Source organism: Pseudomonas spartinae, from assembly GCF_965197125.1.
GTDB classification, from domain to species: Bacteria; Pseudomonadota; Gammaproteobacteria; order Pseudomonadales; family Pseudomonadaceae; genus Aquipseudomonas; species Aquipseudomonas composti_A.
Genome location: NZ_CBDAMB010000001.1, coordinates 177,723 through 193,873 on the forward strand (window position 1 = coordinate 177,723; position 16,151 = coordinate 193,873).

General features: G+C 63.6%; 14 protein-coding genes. 10 read left to right on the forward strand and 4 right to left on the reverse strand.

The genetic code is table 11. From position 1 onward, the window contains the following. Nucleotides 1-61: 61 nt before the first annotated feature. Nucleotides 62-226, forward strand: a complete 165-nt coding sequence (locus ACN8M7_RS00875) for a hypothetical protein (RefSeq protein WP_003459472.1) — start codon at nucleotides 62-64, stop codon at nucleotides 224-226. A 43-nt stretch (nucleotides 227-269) separates the two neighbouring features. On the opposite strand, the gene moaE is transcribed toward ACN8M7_RS00875, so the two are convergent. From moaE to ACN8M7_RS00895, 4 genes are all read right to left on the reverse strand, one after another. Further along, nucleotides 270-725, reverse strand: coding sequence for a molybdopterin synthase catalytic subunit MoaE (moaE, locus tag ACN8M7_RS00880; RefSeq protein WP_490259469.1), 456 nt, complete (start codon nucleotides 723-725; stop codon nucleotides 270-272). A gap of 136 nt (nucleotides 726-861) precedes the next feature. After that, complete coding sequence (locus ACN8M7_RS00885) at nucleotides 862-1,104, reverse strand: MoaD/ThiS family protein (RefSeq protein WP_061240686.1); 243 nt, start codon at nucleotides 1,102-1,104, stop codon at nucleotides 862-864. Then, entirely contained in the window at nucleotides 1,101-1,577 is a 477-nt protein-coding gene (gene moaC, locus ACN8M7_RS00890) for a cyclic pyranopterin monophosphate synthase MoaC (RefSeq protein ID WP_119694652.1), read from the reverse strand. The genes ACN8M7_RS00885 and moaC overlap by 4 nt, the downstream gene beginning before the upstream one ends. A gap of 240 nt (nucleotides 1,578-1,817) precedes the next feature. Beyond that, on the reverse strand, nucleotides 1,818-3,209 hold the full coding sequence (locus tag ACN8M7_RS00895; protein WP_061240684.1) for a PhoH family protein: 1,392 nt from the start codon (nucleotides 3,207-3,209) through the stop codon (nucleotides 1,818-1,820). Nucleotides 3,210-3,631: 422 nt separating this feature from the next. Here ACN8M7_RS00895 and yaaA point away from each other — a divergent pair, with 422 nt between their 5' ends. From yaaA to ACN8M7_RS00940, 9 genes are all read left to right on the forward strand, one after another. Further along, on the forward strand, nucleotides 3,632-4,411 hold the full coding sequence (yaaA, locus tag ACN8M7_RS00900) for a peroxide stress protein YaaA (RefSeq protein WP_490259470.1): 780 nt from the start codon (nucleotides 3,632-3,634) through the stop codon (nucleotides 4,409-4,411). 707 nt (nucleotides 4,412-5,118) lie between these two features. Further along, nucleotides 5,119-6,429 carry a GDP-mannose 6-dehydrogenase gene (gene algD / locus ACN8M7_RS00905; protein ID WP_061240682.1) on the forward strand — a complete coding sequence of 437 codons (1,311 nt, stop codon included), beginning with the start codon at nucleotides 5,119-5,121 and terminating at the stop codon, nucleotides 6,427-6,429. A 51-nt stretch (nucleotides 6,430-6,480) separates the two neighbouring features. Continuing rightward, a complete protein-coding gene (gene alg8 / locus ACN8M7_RS00910; RefSeq protein WP_490259471.1) occupies nucleotides 6,481-7,962 on the forward strand; it encodes a mannuronan synthase in 1,482 nt (493 codons plus the stop codon). A gap of 26 nt (nucleotides 7,963-7,988) precedes the next feature. Beyond that, nucleotides 7,989-9,152 (forward strand): PilZ domain-containing protein, encoded by a 1,164-nt coding sequence (locus ACN8M7_RS00915; protein WP_490259472.1) that lies wholly within the window; start codon nucleotides 7,989-7,991, stop codon nucleotides 9,150-9,152. Between the two features lie 12 nt (nucleotides 9,153-9,164). Beyond that, nucleotides 9,165-10,541 carry an alginate biosynthesis TPR repeat lipoprotein AlgK gene (gene algK, locus ACN8M7_RS00920; protein ID WP_490259473.1) on the forward strand — a complete coding sequence of 459 codons (1,377 nt, stop codon included), beginning with the start codon at nucleotides 9,165-9,167 and terminating at the stop codon, nucleotides 10,539-10,541. 14 nt (nucleotides 10,542-10,555) lie between these two features. After that, nucleotides 10,556-11,995, forward strand: coding sequence for an alginate export family protein (locus tag ACN8M7_RS00925; protein ID WP_061240710.1), 1,440 nt, complete (start codon nucleotides 10,556-10,558; stop codon nucleotides 11,993-11,995). 11 nt (nucleotides 11,996-12,006) lie between these two features. Then, nucleotides 12,007-13,542, forward strand: coding sequence for a mannuronan 5-epimerase AlgG (gene algG, locus ACN8M7_RS00930; protein WP_490259474.1), 1,536 nt, complete (start codon nucleotides 12,007-12,009; stop codon nucleotides 13,540-13,542). Between the two features lie 11 nt (nucleotides 13,543-13,553). Beyond that, nucleotides 13,554-14,984, forward strand: coding sequence for an alginate O-acetyltransferase (locus tag ACN8M7_RS00935; protein ID WP_490259475.1), 1,431 nt, complete (start codon nucleotides 13,554-13,556; stop codon nucleotides 14,982-14,984). Nucleotides 14,985-14,994: 10 nt separating this feature from the next. Continuing rightward, complete coding sequence (locus tag ACN8M7_RS00940) at nucleotides 14,995-16,071, forward strand: mannuronate-specific alginate lyase (protein ID WP_061240677.1); 1,077 nt, start codon at nucleotides 14,995-14,997, stop codon at nucleotides 16,069-16,071. Nucleotides 16,072-16,151 lie beyond the last annotated feature (80 nt).

Here is a 16,151-nt window from a genome sequence, read left to right on the forward strand (position 1 = left end):
TCACCCCCAAGCCAGACGGAGGGACTAGGCTGTAATCAGGACAGCGAAGTGGAGAAGAGCCATGGACCACTATCACCTGATGCTGATGCTGCTGATCGGCGGCTTTCTATTGCTGGGCGTCGGCTTCAACTTTCGCGAGCACGAATGGGGCGTCCGCGTGCTGGGCCTGGGCGTATTGCTGATGCTGGTGCCGATAGCGCTGCGGGTACACCTGGCGCTGGCGTAGGCAGAGTTCATGCCGACGCAGGATGCGCCGGGCCACTACAGCCCTAGGGTTTCTGCCAGCGCTCGGCGGCGCTCTGGTCACTGCTGCGGCCTTCGACCCAGCGCGGGCCTTCGTGGGTGTCTTCCTTCTTCCAGAACGGCGCGCGGGTCTTCAGGTAATCCATGATGAAGTTGCAGGCATCGAACGATGCCTGGCGATGGGCGCTGCTGGTGCCGACGAAGACGATGGGCTCGCCCGGCTCCAGGCGACCGATACGGTGGATGATCTCGATGCCCAGCAGCGGCCAGCGCTCACGCGCATCGTCGGCGATCTTGGCCAGGGCCTTTTCGGTCATGCCAGGGAAGTGCTCGAGGAACATGCCACCGACGTCGCGGCCGTCATTGAAATCCCGCACGTAGCCGACGAAGGTGACTACCGCGCCGATACCAAGATTGGCGGCATGCAGGGCGTTGAGTTCGGTGCCGGGGTCGAAGGGTTGGGCCTGGACGCGGATGGTCATGCGATGTGTCCGTTCGGTAGTGCTTTGGAGCGGTGGGCTAAAACGGAACGCCGCCCGGCCCACCCTACGGTGTCACTGATCTGTGGGAGGGGCTTGAGCCGCGACAACGAACGCGGAGCAGCGGCTGACAGCATCATCAACCACCGGTCACGGTGGGGAAAAAGGCTACTTCATCGCCTTCTTCCAGCGGCTCGTCGAGGCTGCACAGCTCCTGGTTGCGCGCGCACATCAGGTTCTGCTCGCCCAGCACCTCCCATTCGCCACCACGGGCGACCAGATGCAGGCGCAGGTCGTCGAGGGTGGCGAAGTCGCCGCTGAGTTGTTCGTCGTCACGGCCCAGGGTTTCACGGTAACGGGCGAAATACTGCACGCGGATCATGCTTGCTCCTCCAGCTTGTAATGACCGCTCTTGCCGCCGAGTTTCTCCAGCAAGCGCACCTGCTCGATGACCATGCCGCGATCCACGGCCTTGCACATGTCATAGATGGTCAGCGCGGCGACGCTGGCGGCCGTCAGTGCCTCCATCTCGACACCGGTTTGCCCGGACAGTTTGCAGCGCGCGGTGATATGCACGGCATCGTCGCCTTCCGCGCGCAGCTCGACCTTGACTCCGGTGAGCATCAGCGGATGGCACAGCGGGATCAGATCGCTGGTTTTCTTCGCGGCCTGGATGCCGGCGATACGCGCCACGGCGAACACGTCGCCCTTGGGGTGCTCGCCGGCAACGATCATCTGCAGGGTGGCCGGCAGCATGCGCACGCGTGCTTCGGCAGTGGCTTCGCGGAAGGTGGTCGCCTTGTCGGTGACGTCGACCATGTGCGCGCGGCCTTGGGAATCGAGGTGGGTCAGCACGGGAAAGCTCCTGGCGGGAATCGGCTGATTGTAAACCCGCGAGTCAGGGTATGGCAGGCATAAAAAGATACCGCGGCGCATGCCGACACCCACCTTGTTTCTGTAGGAGCGGCTTCAGCCGGGATAATCGCGGATAAATCCGCGCCTACAGGGTGTACGACAATTGACCCGGATATAGATGCAGAAACGCCCCTGCTCTTGCGAGCAGGGGCGCGAGTGCTTATACGCCTGAGGGTTGGGTTACATATGGGTTTCCGCGTACTCCGCGAGGATCGAGCGCGGCACGCCTTGCAGGGTGATGTGCACGCCGTGCGGGAAGTCCTTGAAGCGTTCGGTCAGGTAGGTCAGGCCCGAGCTGGGCGCCGACAGGTAGGGAGTGTCGATCTGCGCCAGGTTGCCCAGGCACACCACCTTCGAGCCGTTGCCGGCACGGGTGATGATGGTTTTCATCTGGTGCGGGGTGAGGTTCTGGCATTCGTCGATGAGGATCAGGCTCTGCTGGAAGCTGCGCCCGCGGATGTAGTTGAGTGATTTGAACTGCAGCGGCACCTTCTGCAGGATGTAGTCGACGCTGCCGTGGGTGCTCTCGTCCTCCATATGCAGCGCTTCGAGGTTGTCGGTAATCGCGCCGAGCCAGGGCTCCATCTTCTCCGCCTCGGTGCCGGGCAGGAAACCGATTTCCTGATCCAGCCCCTGCACGCTGCGGGTGGCGATGATGCGCCGGTAGCGCTTGCTGACCATGGTCTGCTCGATGGCCGCGGCCAGCGCCAGGATGGTCTTGCCGGAACCGGCGGCGCCTGACAGGTTGACCAGATGGATGTCCGGGTCGAGCAGCGCGAACAGCGCCAGCGCCTGATGGATGTCGCGCGGTTTCAGGCCCCAGGCTTCCTGATGCAGCAGCGGCTCCTGGTGCATGTCGAGGATCACCAGCTCGTCGCCCTTGATCGCCTTGATCCAGCCAACGAAGCCTTGCTCGTCGAGGATGAACTCGTTGACGTGAACGGCCGGCAGGTTGTCGGTCAGTTGCACGCGGTGCCAGGTGCGGCCATGGTCCTGACGGGTGTCGACCTTGCTCACGCGATCCCAGAACGAGCCGGGCATGTCGTGATACCCCTTCGACAGCAGCGAGACGTCATCGACCAGTTGGTCGGTGTGGTAGTCCTCGGCGTCGATACCACAAGCGCGCGCCTTCAGGCGCATGTTGATGTCCTTGGTCACCAACACCACGGACAGCCCAGGGTTGCGGGTTTTCAGCTCTACCAGCTGGTTGATGATCTTGTTGTCGTTGAGGTTCTCCGGCAGCCAGGTCACCGGCGCCGCGCTTTTGCTCATGAGAATGGAAAGACGACCGCAAGGGCCGCTCTTGCCGCGCTGGATGGGTACCCCGTACTCGACGTCCTCGGGTTCGGCACCTGCGAGAATCTGATCGATCAGGCGGATGGCCTGACGACACTCGGCGGCGACGCCGTGCTTGCCAGACTTCAGTTTGTCGAGTTCCTCCAACACCGTCATCGGGATGGCGACGTGGTGTTCTTCGAAGTTGAGCAAGGCGTTGGGATCGTGGATCAGAACATTGGTGTCGAGGGCGTAGAGGGTTGGAGCGGTGGGCTTGGAGCGTCCGTGGTCATCCATACTCGGTCACCTTCTTGTAGTAGCCAGGCGACGCAATACCTGAGCGGTGCTGCGCCGGACAGAGACCGCCGACTTTTTCAGGTCGGGGCCGAAAGGTGGCAAGCAAGGTGAGGGCCAATGGCCGCCACCTGTCTGCAGGTTTCGGCGGTCTTGCTTTTTTATTACTCCAATTCACATGACAGAAAAACGTTTTTTTTCCGACAAACAGGTTTATTTGCGAAGGCGACAGATAGTGCTTGGCGTGCTGCCAGCACCCCGTTACAGTCGGAAGTCCTACCTGCTGCAATTCGCCCCTCCCCCCGCCCCTACTTGCAGCACCGCGCGCCAATCAGGTGCAGTGGCTGCGCTCAATCGCCCCGATAGGTGGTCTTGCCGATCCCTGACCTCTAGAATCGCCGTCACGCTTTCTGGAGACTCCGCACATGCTGATGGTGATTTCACCGGCCAAGACTCTCGACTACGAGACGCCACCCGCCACCCCGCGCTTCACCCAACCCGAACACCTCGACCATGCCCAGGAACTGATCGCCCAACTGCGCGACTTCAGCCCGGCACAGATCGCCAAGCTGATGGGCCTGTCGGACAAGCTCGCCGGCCTCAATGCCGCGCGCTTCGGCAGCTGGGAGCGCCCGTTCAACCCATCCAATGCCAAGCAGGCGCTGCTGGCGTTCAAGGGCGACGTGTACACCGGCCTCAATGCCGAGGATTTCTCCGAAGACGACTTCGATTTCGCCCAGGCCCACCTGCGCATGCTCTCCGGCCTGTATGGCGTACTGCGCCCGCTCGATCTGATGCAGGCCTATCGCCTGGAGATGGGCACCAAACTGGCCAACGGCCGCGGCAAGGATCTCTACGCATTCTGGGGCGAGCGCATCAGCGGCTGGCTGAACGAAGCACTGGCCGCACAGGGCGATGACGTGCTGCTCAACCTGGCCTCCAACGAGTACTTCGGCGCGGTCAAGCGCAAGGCCTTGAACGCACGCATCATCGACACCGAGTTCAAGGACCTGAAGAACGGCCAGTACAAGATCATCAGCTTCTACGCCAAGAAGGCCCGTGGCCTGATGGCGCGCTACGTGATCAAGGAGCGCCTGAGCAACCCCGAAGGCCTGAAGGACTTCAACTACCAGGGCTACCGCTACTCGGCCGAGCACTCCAAGGCCGACAGCCTGGTTTTCCTGCGCGACCAGGCGCAAGACTGACCCCTCATCCCGCCGAGCCCATGCACCGCTCATCGGCTGCTGCATGGGTTCGGCCACTGCGCTTGCCGATCCCCTCCTTACCGGCCCTGCCGCTTCGTTGCGCCCTGAGCGCTGCGCCTGACAAAAATTCCCTCGCCGCTGCGTTTGCTTCTCAAAACCTGTTTGGCATCACAGTTTCAGCGCAACTTCATTTCCTTGCGAACTTATTGCGCTACTTAGTTATCGGATAGTTGCAAGCGCATTAATGCACATATTGCCATCATGCATTTTGCAACTTGCCATTATATTGCAATCAATTTAGCCGTTCAGCTCCGGTTCAGCTACAGGACGAACGGTAGGAACTATCCGAAAGGGCCGCCACTCATACAGCCCGTAACACATTTCAATACATAACTTTCTCAACCACTGAAACTGCCAAATAGCGAATTAACTTTCGCCGGACAGCTTCGCCCCGACGAAAGTTAGCGTGTTTCACAGGGAGATTTAGCAACCCGCCAGAGTACCGAGATAGAGGCCTCAAGCAAGGCCAAAGCAAACATATCAAAGGGCCACCTGTTTATATAAAGGCCCGCATTTGGTGCCACTTCCGGCGCCCTAACCTACTTATGCCTGAATGAACTTGCTCATCTTAAAAAAGCAAGTTCACGGATTAGTTTTGGCCAAATGGCCAGTATTTGAAACTGCATCGAACGGACGAGGTGAATACCATGCGAATCAGTATCTTCGGTTTGGGTTATGTAGGTGCCGTCTGTGCCGGCTGTTTGTCGGCACGTGGTCACGATGTGATTGGCGTGGATATCTCCGCGAACAAGATCGACCTGATCAATAACGGCAAATCGCCCATCGTCGAACCGGGCCTGGAAGAACTGCTGCAACAGGGTCTGCGTCAGGGTCGCCTGCGTGGCACCACCGACGTCGCCGCTGCGGTTCTGGAAAGCGATGTATCGTTTATCTGCGTCGGCACGCCGAGCAAGAAGAACGGCGACCTGGAACTGAACTACATCGAAGGCGTTTGCCGTGAAATCGGCATGGCCATGCGCGACAAGAGCGAGCGCCACACCGTGGTGGTACGCAGCACCGTGCTGCCGGGCACTGCCAAGAACGTGGTACTGCCGATTCTCGAAGACTGCTCGGGCAAGAAGGCCGGCGTCGATTTCGGCCTGGCGGTGAACCCCGAGTTCCTCCGTGAAAGCACCGCGATCAAGGACTACGACTTCCCGCCGATGACCGTCATCGGTGAGCTGGACACCGCCTCCGGCGACCTGCTGGCCAGCATCTACGAAGAGCTCGACGCCCCGATCATCCGCAAGGACATCGAAGTCGCCGAGATGATCAAGTACACCTGCAACGTCTGGCACGCGGCCAAGGTCACCTTCGCCAACGAGATCGGCAACATCGCCAAGGCCGTCGGCGTCGATGGCCGCGAAGTGATGGATGTGGTCTGCCAGGATCACAAGCTCAACCTCTCCAAGTACTACATGAAGCCCGGCTTCGCCTTCGGCGGCTCCTGCCTGCCCAAGGACGTGCGCGCCCTGAACTACCGCGCCGGCAGCCTGGACGTGGAAGCACCGCTGATCGGCTCGCTGATGCGCAGCAACGCCGCCCAGGTGCAGAAGGCCTTCGACATCATCGCCAGCCATCACTCGCGCAAGGTCGCCCTGCTCGGCCTGAGCTTCAAGGCCGGCACCGATGACCTGCGTGAAAGCCCGCAGGTGGAACTGGCGGAAATGCTCATCGGCAAGGGTTTCGACCTGAGCATCTACGACCGCAACGTCGAGTACGCCCGTGTTCACGGCGCCAACAAGGACTATATCGAGTCGAAGATCCCGCACGTTTCCTCGCTGCTCAACAGCGACCTGGACGACGTGGTGGCCAAGGCCGACATCATCGTCCTGGGCAACAGCGACGAGCGCTTCGCCAAGCTGGCCGAGCAGGCGCCGAGCGGCAAACGGGTGATCGACCTGGTCGGTTTCATGCCTCACGCCAGCAATGGCGTGACCGAAGGCATCTGCTGGTAAGGACCCGAGCGTACCTGCACGCCCCGCGCGTGCAGGTACCCGGAGGCGCATATGGATAAGCTCAAGAACGGCCTCAACCAAGCCAGCGGCTGGATGCTCTATCTCAGCCTGCTGATGCTTCTGGCACTGGCCCTGCCACGCACAGTGTTCGACCCCGAGTCGCGGGACTTCCTCCTGCTCATCGGTATCGTCGGCATCTGGCGCTACTCCATGGGGGCCATGCACTTCGTGCGCGGCTGCCTGTTCCTTTACCTGGTCTATCCCTGGTATCGCCGCAAGGTTAAAAAACTCGGCAAGGACGCCGACCCCTCTCATGTCTTTCTGATGGTCACCAGCTTCCGTATCGAGGCGCTGACCACAGCAATGGTCTACCGCTCGGTGATCCGCGAAGCGATCGACTGCGGCTACCCGACTACCGTGGTGTGCTCGATCGTCGAGCTGTCCGACGAGTTGCTGATCAAGAACCTCTGGGCCCAGGCCGAGCCGCCGGCGCATGTCAGCCTGGACATCGTGCGCATTCCCGGCACCGGCAAGCGTGACGGTCTGGCCCACGGTTTCCGCGCCATCTCCCGGCAGATGCCGGACCGTGATGCGGTGGTGGCGGTGATCGACGGCGACACCGTGCTCGAGCCTGAGGTAGTACGCAAGTGCGTGCCCTGGTTCAAGCTCTTCCCCAACGTCGGCGGCCTGACCACCAACGAGTTCTGCGAGGTACGTGGCAGCTACATCATGAGCGAGTGGCACAAGCTGCGCTTCGCTCAGCGCCACCTCAACATGTGCTCGATGGCGCTCTCCAAGCGCGTGCTGACCATGACCGGGCGCATGTCGGTGTTCCGCGCCAGCGTGGTGACCAACCCCGAGTTCATCACCGACGTGGAAAGCGATCACCTGGAGCACTGGCGCCTCGGCCGCTTCCAGTTCCTCACCGGTGACGATAAGTCCAGCTGGTACAGCCTGATGCGCCTGGGCTTCGACACCTTCTACGTGCCGGATGCAGCGATCAACACGGTCGAGCACCCGCCGGAGAAGAGCTTCATCAAGGCCAGCCGCAAGCTGATGTTCCGCTGGTACGGCAACAACCTGCGGCAGAACTCGCGCGCCCTGCGCCTGGGCATGGGTCGCCTCGGCGCCTTCACCAGCCTGGTGCTGTTCGACCAGCGTGTGTCGATGTGGACCTGCATCCTCGGCCTGTGCGTGGCGATCATCGCCAGCATCAAGTACAGCCTGATGTACCTGCTGATCTACCTGCTGTGGATCGGTTGCACGCGGCTGATCCTGACCCTGCTGCTGATGCTCTCCGGGCACCGTATCGGCCCGGCCTACCCGGCGCTGCTCTATTACAACCAGATCGTCGGTGCGCTGGTGAAGATCTACGTGTTCTTCCGCCTCGACCAGCAGTCCTGGACGCGCCAGAACACCAAGCTCAATCGCGGCCTGTCCAGCTTCGCCAATTGGTTCAACAGCTGGTCATCGCGTGCCATGACCTTCTCTGCCTCCTGTGTCTTCATCGCCGCGCTGCTGGCGCTGGTTTGACCGTACTCGAATAGGAAATAGCCACCATGAACTCCGTCGCCAATCACAACGTCGTCCATGAGTCCGAGGCCCAGCGCCAGCACGCCCGCGTCAAACTGCCGGGGCGTCTGCGCTTCACCAATGCCAAGGGCGAGCGCATCGATGCGCGCCTGCAGGATGTCTCTGCCGGCGGCTTCAGCTTCACCAACGAAAAGACCACGCACAAGGTCGGCGACTTCCATCGCGGCCAGCTGCAGTTCCAGCTCGACAGCATGGTGCTGGGCCTGGACGTGGAATTTCAGGTCAACTCGGTGCAGCCCGAGCACAACCGCGTCGGCTGCCAGTTCCATGGCGTCGGCGCCCGCGAGACCGCGGCCCTGCGCCACCTGATCAGCAGCCACCTGGCTGGCGAGCTGGTCAACGTCGGCGAAGTGCTGCACATCCTGCAGCGCGACAACTTCACCAAGGCGCGCAAGAACGGCGGCGGTGGCGGCATGGGTATGTTCGGCCGCCTGCGCGCGGTGACCTTCAGCGGCGCCATCTTCCTCATCGGCCTGGCCGCCTTCGGTTACATCGGCAAGTCGATCTACGGCCTGTACTTCGTCACCCACGCGCAGTCGGCGCAGATCAGCCTGCCGGCGCTGCAGGTGACCATGCCGCGTGAAGGCAGCGTGCAGAGCCTGGCGCAGCCCGACGGCATCGTCGAGAAAGGCGCGCCGATTGCCACCTTCACCACCAGCATGCTGGAAATGCTCAAGGGCCATCTGGGCGACGACCAGCTCGAACCGAGCCAGATCGAAGCGCTGTTCGCCCGCGAGATGCAAGGCACCCTGACCAGCCCGTGCAACTGCAAGATCTCCCGCCAGCTGGTGGCCGACGGCCAGTTCGCCAGCAAGGGCGACGTGATCTTCGAACTGGTGCCGCAGGACGGCATCGCCACCGTCAGCGCCAGCTTCCCCTACCGCCACCTGGAACAGGCACGCCCTGGCACCCCGGTGACCTTCAAGGTGGCGGGCGAAGACCAGTCGCGGCGTGGTGAGATCGTCAGCAGCGCGCTGCATGACGGTGGCCTGAGCTCGGACATCCGCGTGGTGATCCAGCCCGAGGAAACCCTGCCGGCCAGCCTCGCCGGGCAACCGGTGGACGTGGTCATCGACCGTGGCCCGTCGCTGGACTGGCTGGTCGATCGCGCCGTCGCGGCAGGTCGATAAGGAGATCACGCCGTGAGCATGCCCCTACTTCGCCCTGCCCTGCTCGGCCTTGCCGTCAGCGCCACGCTGGCCGGTTGCGCCGGCCTGCCGGATGAGCGCCTGGCCCGCGAAGCCCTGCAAAGTGGCGACCAGCAGACGGCCGAGTGGCATTTTCGCCAGCTTGCCGAGATGGGTTACAGCGGTGCGCAGATCGGCCTGGCCGACATCTACGCAGCAGGCGGCCAGACCCAGGATCTGGATGAGGCCGAGCGCATCTACCGCCAGGCCCTGGACGGCTCGCCGCGTGCCAAGGCGCGCCTGGGCAAGCTGCTGGCGCGCAAGCCCGGCAGCACCCTGGCCGAGCGCAAGGAAGCCGCCGAACTGCTGGAGAGTGCAGCGCAGGCTCGCGAGCCGAGCGCGCTGCTGCCGCTGACCGAACTCTACCTGTTCTACCCACAGGACTTTCCCGCCATGAACCTCGCGCAACGTATCCAAGACTGGCGCCAGCAGGGTCTGCCGCAGGCAGAACTGGCGCAGATTCTTCTGTATCGCACCGATGGCACCTACGACCAGCACCTGGGTGAGATCGAGCGCATCTGCCAGGCTCGCCTGGCCAGCAACGACGCCTGCTACGCCGAACTGGCCACGGTGTACCAGAAGCAGAACCGCGAAGACGACCGCCAGGTACTGATCGAGCAACTGCTGGCGGGTTATCGCGTCGGTAACGTTTCGCCCAATCAGGTCGAGTCCGTGGCCCAGGTCCTCAGCGATCCTGAGCTGGGCCAGCCGCAACCGCAGCTGGCGCAGGACCTGCTCGAAGCCATCGCGCCGAACTACCCGGCCGCCTGGGTCAGCCTCGCGCGCCTGCTCTACGACTATCCGGGACAGGGCGATACCGACACCCTGCTCGGTTACCTGGACAAGGGCCGCGACGCTGCCCTGCCACGCGCCGAACTGCTGCTCGGACGCCTGTACTACGAAGGCAAGCTGCTGCCGCAGCAGCCGAAGAAAGCCGAAGAGCACCTGCGCAAGGCGGCGCCGAGTGAGCCCAGCGCCAATTACTACCTGGGGCAGATCTACCTGCGCGGCTACCTCGGCGAGGTCTACGCGCAAAAAGCTCTCGATCACCTGCTCAGTGCCGCGCGCGCCGGTCAGCTCAGCGCCGACTTCGCCCTGGCGCAGATGTTCAGCCAGGGCCGTGGGGTCAAGCCCAACCCGGTCAACGCCTACGTATTCAGCCAACTGGCCCTGCCGCGCAACACGCCGCCGACCATCGAGCTGGCCCACGCGGTGACCGCGAACCTGACCCCGGCACAACTGGCCGAAGGCCAACGCCTGCTGCGCGAAGAGCGCGATGCACGCGGCATCGTCCTGCAGCAGCAGGCCGCCCTGCAGGCGAGCCAGCCATGAACAAGGATTCACGCATGCAGTTGAACAAGATCGTCAGCCAGCTGGGCCTGAGCGCCAGCCTGCTGGCAGCCAGCGCGGCCTGGGCGGCGGATGCGCCGAAGAACTTCGGCCTGGATGTGAAGATCACCGCGCAATCGGAAGACGACCGCGACCTCGGCACCCGTGACGGTGGCGACGTAAACGGCATCGGCCTCGATCTGCGCCCCTGGGTCTATGGCCAGCGCGGTGACTGGAGCGCCTTCGCCATGGGCCAGGCGGTCACCGCCACCGACACCATCGAAACCGACCCGCTGCAGGACGACGGCGAAGACAGCACGCAGCGCAGCGATGCGCGCCAGCCGGACAAGAGCTACCTGGCCATGCGCGAGTTCTGGGTCGACTACGCCGGCCTCACCGCCTACCCGGGCGAGCACCTGCGTGTGGGTCGCCAGCGCCTGCGCAGCACCGACGGCGCCTGGTGGGACAGCAATATCGAAGCCGTGCAATGGCAGTTCGATACCACCTTGCTGCAAGCCACTGCCGGGGTCGCCGAGCGCTTCTCCGACTACCGCACCGACCTCGATGACCTGGCCCCCGAGGACGAGGATCGCCGTCACTACTTCGCCGGCCTCGACTACCAGTGGACGCCCGGCCACCGCATCGGCGCCAACCTGCACCACAGCCGCGACGACGGCCACCTGGCCAACCCCGGCGAGCGCATCGACGAGCTGAGCAAACGCTACACCGGTGACCTGACCTGGTTCGGTCTGCATGCCGATGGCGGCTTCTTCGAGCGCGACTCGCGCAACCGCCTCGCCTACTGGGCGCAGTTCACCTGGCTCAAGGGCGACACCGACCAACTGCAACAGCAGGTGGTGGGCGACGAGCGTCTGGCCACCGGCTCGCGCAGCCAGGACGTCGACGCCTGGGCCGTGGATCTGGGCCTGCGCTACGAACTCGACGAGCACTGGAAGGTCGGTGCCGCCTACTCCCGTGGTAGCGGCGGTGGCGATGAAAGCGAATCGCACCAGTTCATGCAGACCGGTCTGGAAAGCAACCGCGCCAACTTCACCGGCGTCCAGTCGCGCCTGCACCGTTACGGCGAGGCCTTCCGCGGCGAACTTTCCAACCTGCAGGTGGCCAGCGCCTTCAGCTCCTGGGAGCTGAACGAGGACTACGACGCCAGCCTGGTCTACCACCGCTTCTGGCGCGTCGATGGCGACCAGGATGTCGGCGACAGCGGCATCACCGCACCGCTGGTAGCTGGCGAAAAAGACATCGGTCAGGAAGTCGACCTGGTGCTGACCCGCTACTTCAAGCAGGGCCTGCTGCCGGCGGCCGTCGCCGAACAACTGGACGAGCGTTCGGCCCTGGTACGCCTGCGCGCCGGCGTGTTCCTGCCGGGCGACGCCTACGGCAGCGGCACCGACTCGGTGATGCACCGCGCCTTCGTCGACTTCATCTGGCGCTTCTGAGGGATCGGATCATGCAACCCAACGGCTTAGCCCTACCCCTGCTGCTCGGCGCGCTGTGCCTCACGGCGCCGCTGGCCCAGGCCAACCCGATACAGCACCAGTTCGACTACCGCGTGCGCAGCGCGCCGGCCGGCGAGCTGCACATGGAAGCCCCGAAGCTACCGGACCTGTCCGGCTACACCAAGGAGGCCGTGCTGGCGAAGATTCCACAAGGCGAGAAAGGCCAGGTGGTGGTACGGCGCATGCTGCGCCAGGACGCGCTGAAAGACTTCACCGGCGGCAACGAGCGCCTGCGTGAATGGATCAAGCGCCAGCAGGGCATGCCCCAGGCGATCTTCATCGAAGGTGGCCTGGTCACCCCTCAGGACCTGGCCAAGGCCCTGCCCGACAGCCAGTTCGCCGAGCAGCAGCCAGGCGTATACATCGCCCGCCTGCCCATCGTCGTGGCCGAAGGCGCGACGCTGCACGTAGGCAAGGAAACCCGTGAGCTGCGCCTGTCGCAGGAGCGCGGTTCGTTCCTGGTCAACGATGGCCTGATGTTCCTCACCGACACCCGCGTCACCGCCTGGCGCGAGGCCGACAACGGACCGGCGACCATGCGTGACAACGGCAAGGAATTCCGCCCGTTCCTGGTGTCCTGGGGCGGCAGCGAGCTGTACATCGCCGGTAGCGTGCTGACCAGCCTGGGCTACGACAACTCCAAGTCCTATGGCGTGTCGATCACCCAGTACACGCCGAACATGCACGAGCGCCTGCAGCGCCCGGAGCCGACCGGCTGGCTGATCGACTCCGAGTTCGTCGACCACTGGTACGGCTTCTACTGCTACGAAGCGCAGAACGTGGTGATCAAGGGCAACACCTACCGCGACAACATCGTCTACGGCATCGACCCGCACGACCGCTCGCACGGCCTGATCATCGCCGAGAACACCGTGTACGGCACCAAGAAGAAGCACGGCATCATCATCTCGCGCGAGGTCAACGACAGCTGGATCATCAACAACGAGAGCTACGACAACAAGCTCTCCGGCGTGGTCATCGACCGTAACAGCGAACGCAACCTGATCGCCTACAACCGCGTGCACGGCAACCACTCCGACGGCATCACCCTGTACGAGAGCGGCGACAACCTGCTGTGGGGCAACCAGGTAATGCGCAACCAGCGCCACGGCATCCGCATCCGCAACAGCGAGAACATCCGCCTCTACGACAACCTCTCGGCGATGAACCAGCTCACCGGCGTGTACGGCCACATCAAGGATCTGTCCGACACCGACCGCGACCTCAAGCTCGACCCGTTCGACGCCAAGATCTCGATGATCATCGTCGGCGGCACCCTGGCCGGAAACGGCTCCAGCCCGATCAGCATCGACTCGCCGCTGTCGGTCGAGCTGTACCGCGTGAAGATGCTCGCGCCGCGCAAGAGCGCCGGCATCCAGCTCGCCGGCATCCTCGGCGAGAAGCAGGACGAAATCCTTGACCTCATGGTGCGCCAGCGCCTGCCCGTGCTCATCGACCCGATCGAGCCCGAGCTGATGACCAACTGACGAGGCCTCCCATGACCGCATACAAACTGAAAACCCTGGCCCTGGCAGTGACCTGCGCGGCCTTCGGCAGCAACCTGCAGGCCGAGGAGCGCCAGGCTCCGCACTACCAGGTCGAAGACTGCTGCTCGCTGTGCCCGGCCGCGCACGATGCCAGCCGCTACACCACCAGCTACATGAAGAACTTCGTCACCCTGATGGATGCCGACGAGGGTTGGCTGTTTCGCAGCGTCGAGGACCTGCGCACCGAGTTCGGCACCAGCGAGGTCGGCTACCAGCGCCTCAAGGAGCTGCGCGACGGCCTCAAGCAGCGTGGCGTGGAGCTGGTGGTGGTCTACCAACCGACCCGCGGCCTGGTCAATCGCAGCAAGCTGCGCCCGGCCGACTATGAGCGCTTCGACTACGACAAGGCCCTGCGCAACTATCGCCAGGCGCTCAGCCGCTTCGAGCAGCTGGGTATCTGGGTGCCGGATCTGAGCGGGCTTACCGACGAAAAGGATGCCAAGGAGTTCTACTTCCGCCGCGACCAGCACTGGACACCTTACGGTGCCGAGCGCACCGCGCGCCTGGTGGCCGAAACGGTCAAACGCATCCCCGGCTTCGAAGATATTCCGCACAAGGAATTCGTCACCGAGCGCGTCGGCCTGATGGGCAAGACCGGCACCATGCAGAACGTCGCCAGCCAACTGTGTGGCACCGGTTATGCGGTGCAGTACGTCGATCAGTTCATCACCGAACCGAAGAATGCCAGCGATGGCGACGCCCTGTTCGGCGATGAGAGCAGCCCGCAGATTGCCCTGATCGGTACCAGCCACAGTGGCAAGAACTACAACTTCGGCGGCTTCCTCGAACAATACCTGGGCACCGACGTGCTCAACGCGGCCTTCCCCGGCGGTGGCCTGGAAGGCGCGATGCTCGAATACCTGGCCAGCGATTCGTTCCAGAACGATCCGCCGAAGGTCCTGATCTGGGAATTCTCGCCGCTCTACGACCTGGCCTCGGACAAGATCCACCGCCAGCTGATGGCCACCCTGAACAACGGCTGCAGCGGCCAGACCGAGCTGCTGAGCAGCGAAAAACGCCTGCATCCGGGCAGCAACGAAGTGCTGGTCAACGGCGAGAACAAGCTGCTGACCCTGCGCGGCAACCGCCACCAGCTCGATCTGCGCTTCAGCGATCCATCGGTCAAGCGCGTCGACGCCACCATCTGGTACCTCAACGGCCGGCGCGAGCAGCTCAAGCTGGAAAAACCCAACACCGTCGACACCGACGGACGCTTCGCCGTGGAGCTGCGCGACGAGCCGGGCTGGGGCGACGAGAACTTCTTCGCCCTGGAAATCCAGAAGCCCGAAGACAGCGCCGACGATCTGAAAGTCCAGGCCAGCCTGTGCCAGCGCCCGAGCGGGCCTGGCCAGCAGGTCGCGCAGCATCACGCGAACGACTGAGGAGGCCACCATGCCTGCACGACTCGCACCCTTCACCCTTGTGGCGCTGCTGCTCAGCGCCCCGGCCTTCGCCGCGCTGCAACCGCCGACGGGCTACTACGCCGCCGTGGGCCAGCGCGAGGGCAAGGCCCCTGCCTGCCCGGCGGTGCCGCAGCCGTACACCGGTGAGTTGCAGTTCACCAGCAAGTACGAGGGTTCCGGCAAGGCACGCGCCACCCTCAACCGCAAGGCGGAGAAGAACTTCCGCGAGCAGACCTCGCACATCACCCGCCTGGAGAAGGAAGCCGGGCGGATGATCACCGGCTACATGCGCACCGGTCAGCCGGAGCGGCTGGAATGCGCCATCGAATGGCTCGACCAGTGGGCCAGCGCCGATGCGCTGGAGTCCGATCAGTTCAACCACACCGGCAAGTCGATGCGCAAATGGGCACTCGGCAGCCTGGCCGGCGCCTGGCTGCGCCTGAAGTTTTCCGAGTCGCAGCCACTGGCCGCTTACCCGCAGCAGAGCGCCCGCATCGAAGCCTGGTTCACTCGCCTGGCCGAGCACACGGTACGTGAGTGGAGCGACCTGCCGCTGCGCAAGATCAACAACCACAGTTACTGGGCCGCCTGGTCGGTCATGGCGGTGGCGGTGATCGACGATCGTCGCGACCTGTTCGACTGGTCCGTCAGCCAGTTCCGCATCGCCGCCAATCAGGTCGACAACGAGGGCTATCTGGCCAACGAAATGCGCCGCAGCCAACGTGCCCTGGCCTACCACAACTACGCCCTGCCACCGCTGGCGATGATCGCCGCGTTCGCCGAGGCCAACCAGGTCGACCTGCGTGGCGAGAATCATGGCGCCCTGCAGCGCCTGGCCGAACGGGTGCTGCAGGGCGCGCGCAACCCGGCAGCGTTCGCCCAGCGTACCGGCGCCAAGCAGGACATGAGCGAGCTGCGCAAGCACTTCAAGTACGCCTGGCTGGCGCCCTACTGCAGCCTCTACGCCTGCAGCGAGCAGACCCGTGAACTGAACCAGGAGATGGGGCCGTTCAACAGCTTCCGTCTGGGTGGCGAGGTGACCCAGGTGTTCGACGGCGGGCGTTGATGCACTGCTCTTGTAGGAGCGGCTTCAGCCGCGATTTTTTTCGCGGCTGAAGCGGAATGCCGCCCAGCCGCTCCTACAGG

Excerpts from the sequence above, each read along its gene's own strand:
- ACN8M7_RS00895 (WP_061240684.1), bottom strand. The coding sequence starts at position 3,209 with ATGGATGACCACGGACGCTCCAAGCCCACCGCTCCAACCCTCTACGCC.
- ACN8M7_RS00915 (WP_490259472.1), top strand. The coding sequence starts at position 7,989 with ATGAACTCCGTCGCCAATCACAACGTCGTCCATGAGTCCGAGGCCCAG.
- ACN8M7_RS00885 (WP_061240686.1), bottom strand. The coding sequence starts at position 1,104 with ATGATCCGCGTGCAGTATTTCGCCCGTTACCGTGAAACCCTGGGCCGT.
- algG (WP_490259474.1), top strand. The coding sequence starts at position 12,007 with ATGCAACCCAACGGCTTAGCCCTACCCCTGCTGCTCGGCGCGCTGTGC.
- ACN8M7_RS00940 (WP_061240677.1), top strand. The coding sequence starts at position 14,995 with ATGCCTGCACGACTCGCACCCTTCACCCTTGTGGCGCTGCTGCTCAGC.
- yaaA (WP_490259470.1), top strand. The coding sequence starts at position 3,632 with ATGCTGATGGTGATTTCACCGGCCAAGACTCTCGACTACGAGACGCCA.
- algD (WP_061240682.1), top strand. The coding sequence starts at position 5,119 with ATGCGAATCAGTATCTTCGGTTTGGGTTATGTAGGTGCCGTCTGTGCC.
- ACN8M7_RS00925 (WP_061240710.1), top strand. The coding sequence starts at position 10,556 with ATGCAGTTGAACAAGATCGTCAGCCAGCTGGGCCTGAGCGCCAGCCTG.
- alg8 (WP_490259471.1), top strand. The coding sequence starts at position 6,481 with ATGGATAAGCTCAAGAACGGCCTCAACCAAGCCAGCGGCTGGATGCTC.
- ACN8M7_RS00875 (WP_003459472.1), top strand. The coding sequence starts at position 62 with ATGGACCACTATCACCTGATGCTGATGCTGCTGATCGGCGGCTTTCTA.
- moaE (WP_490259469.1), bottom strand. The coding sequence starts at position 725 with ATGACCATCCGCGTCCAGGCCCAACCCTTCGACCCCGGCACCGAACTC.
- ACN8M7_RS00935 (WP_490259475.1), top strand. The coding sequence starts at position 13,554 with ATGACCGCATACAAACTGAAAACCCTGGCCCTGGCAGTGACCTGCGCG.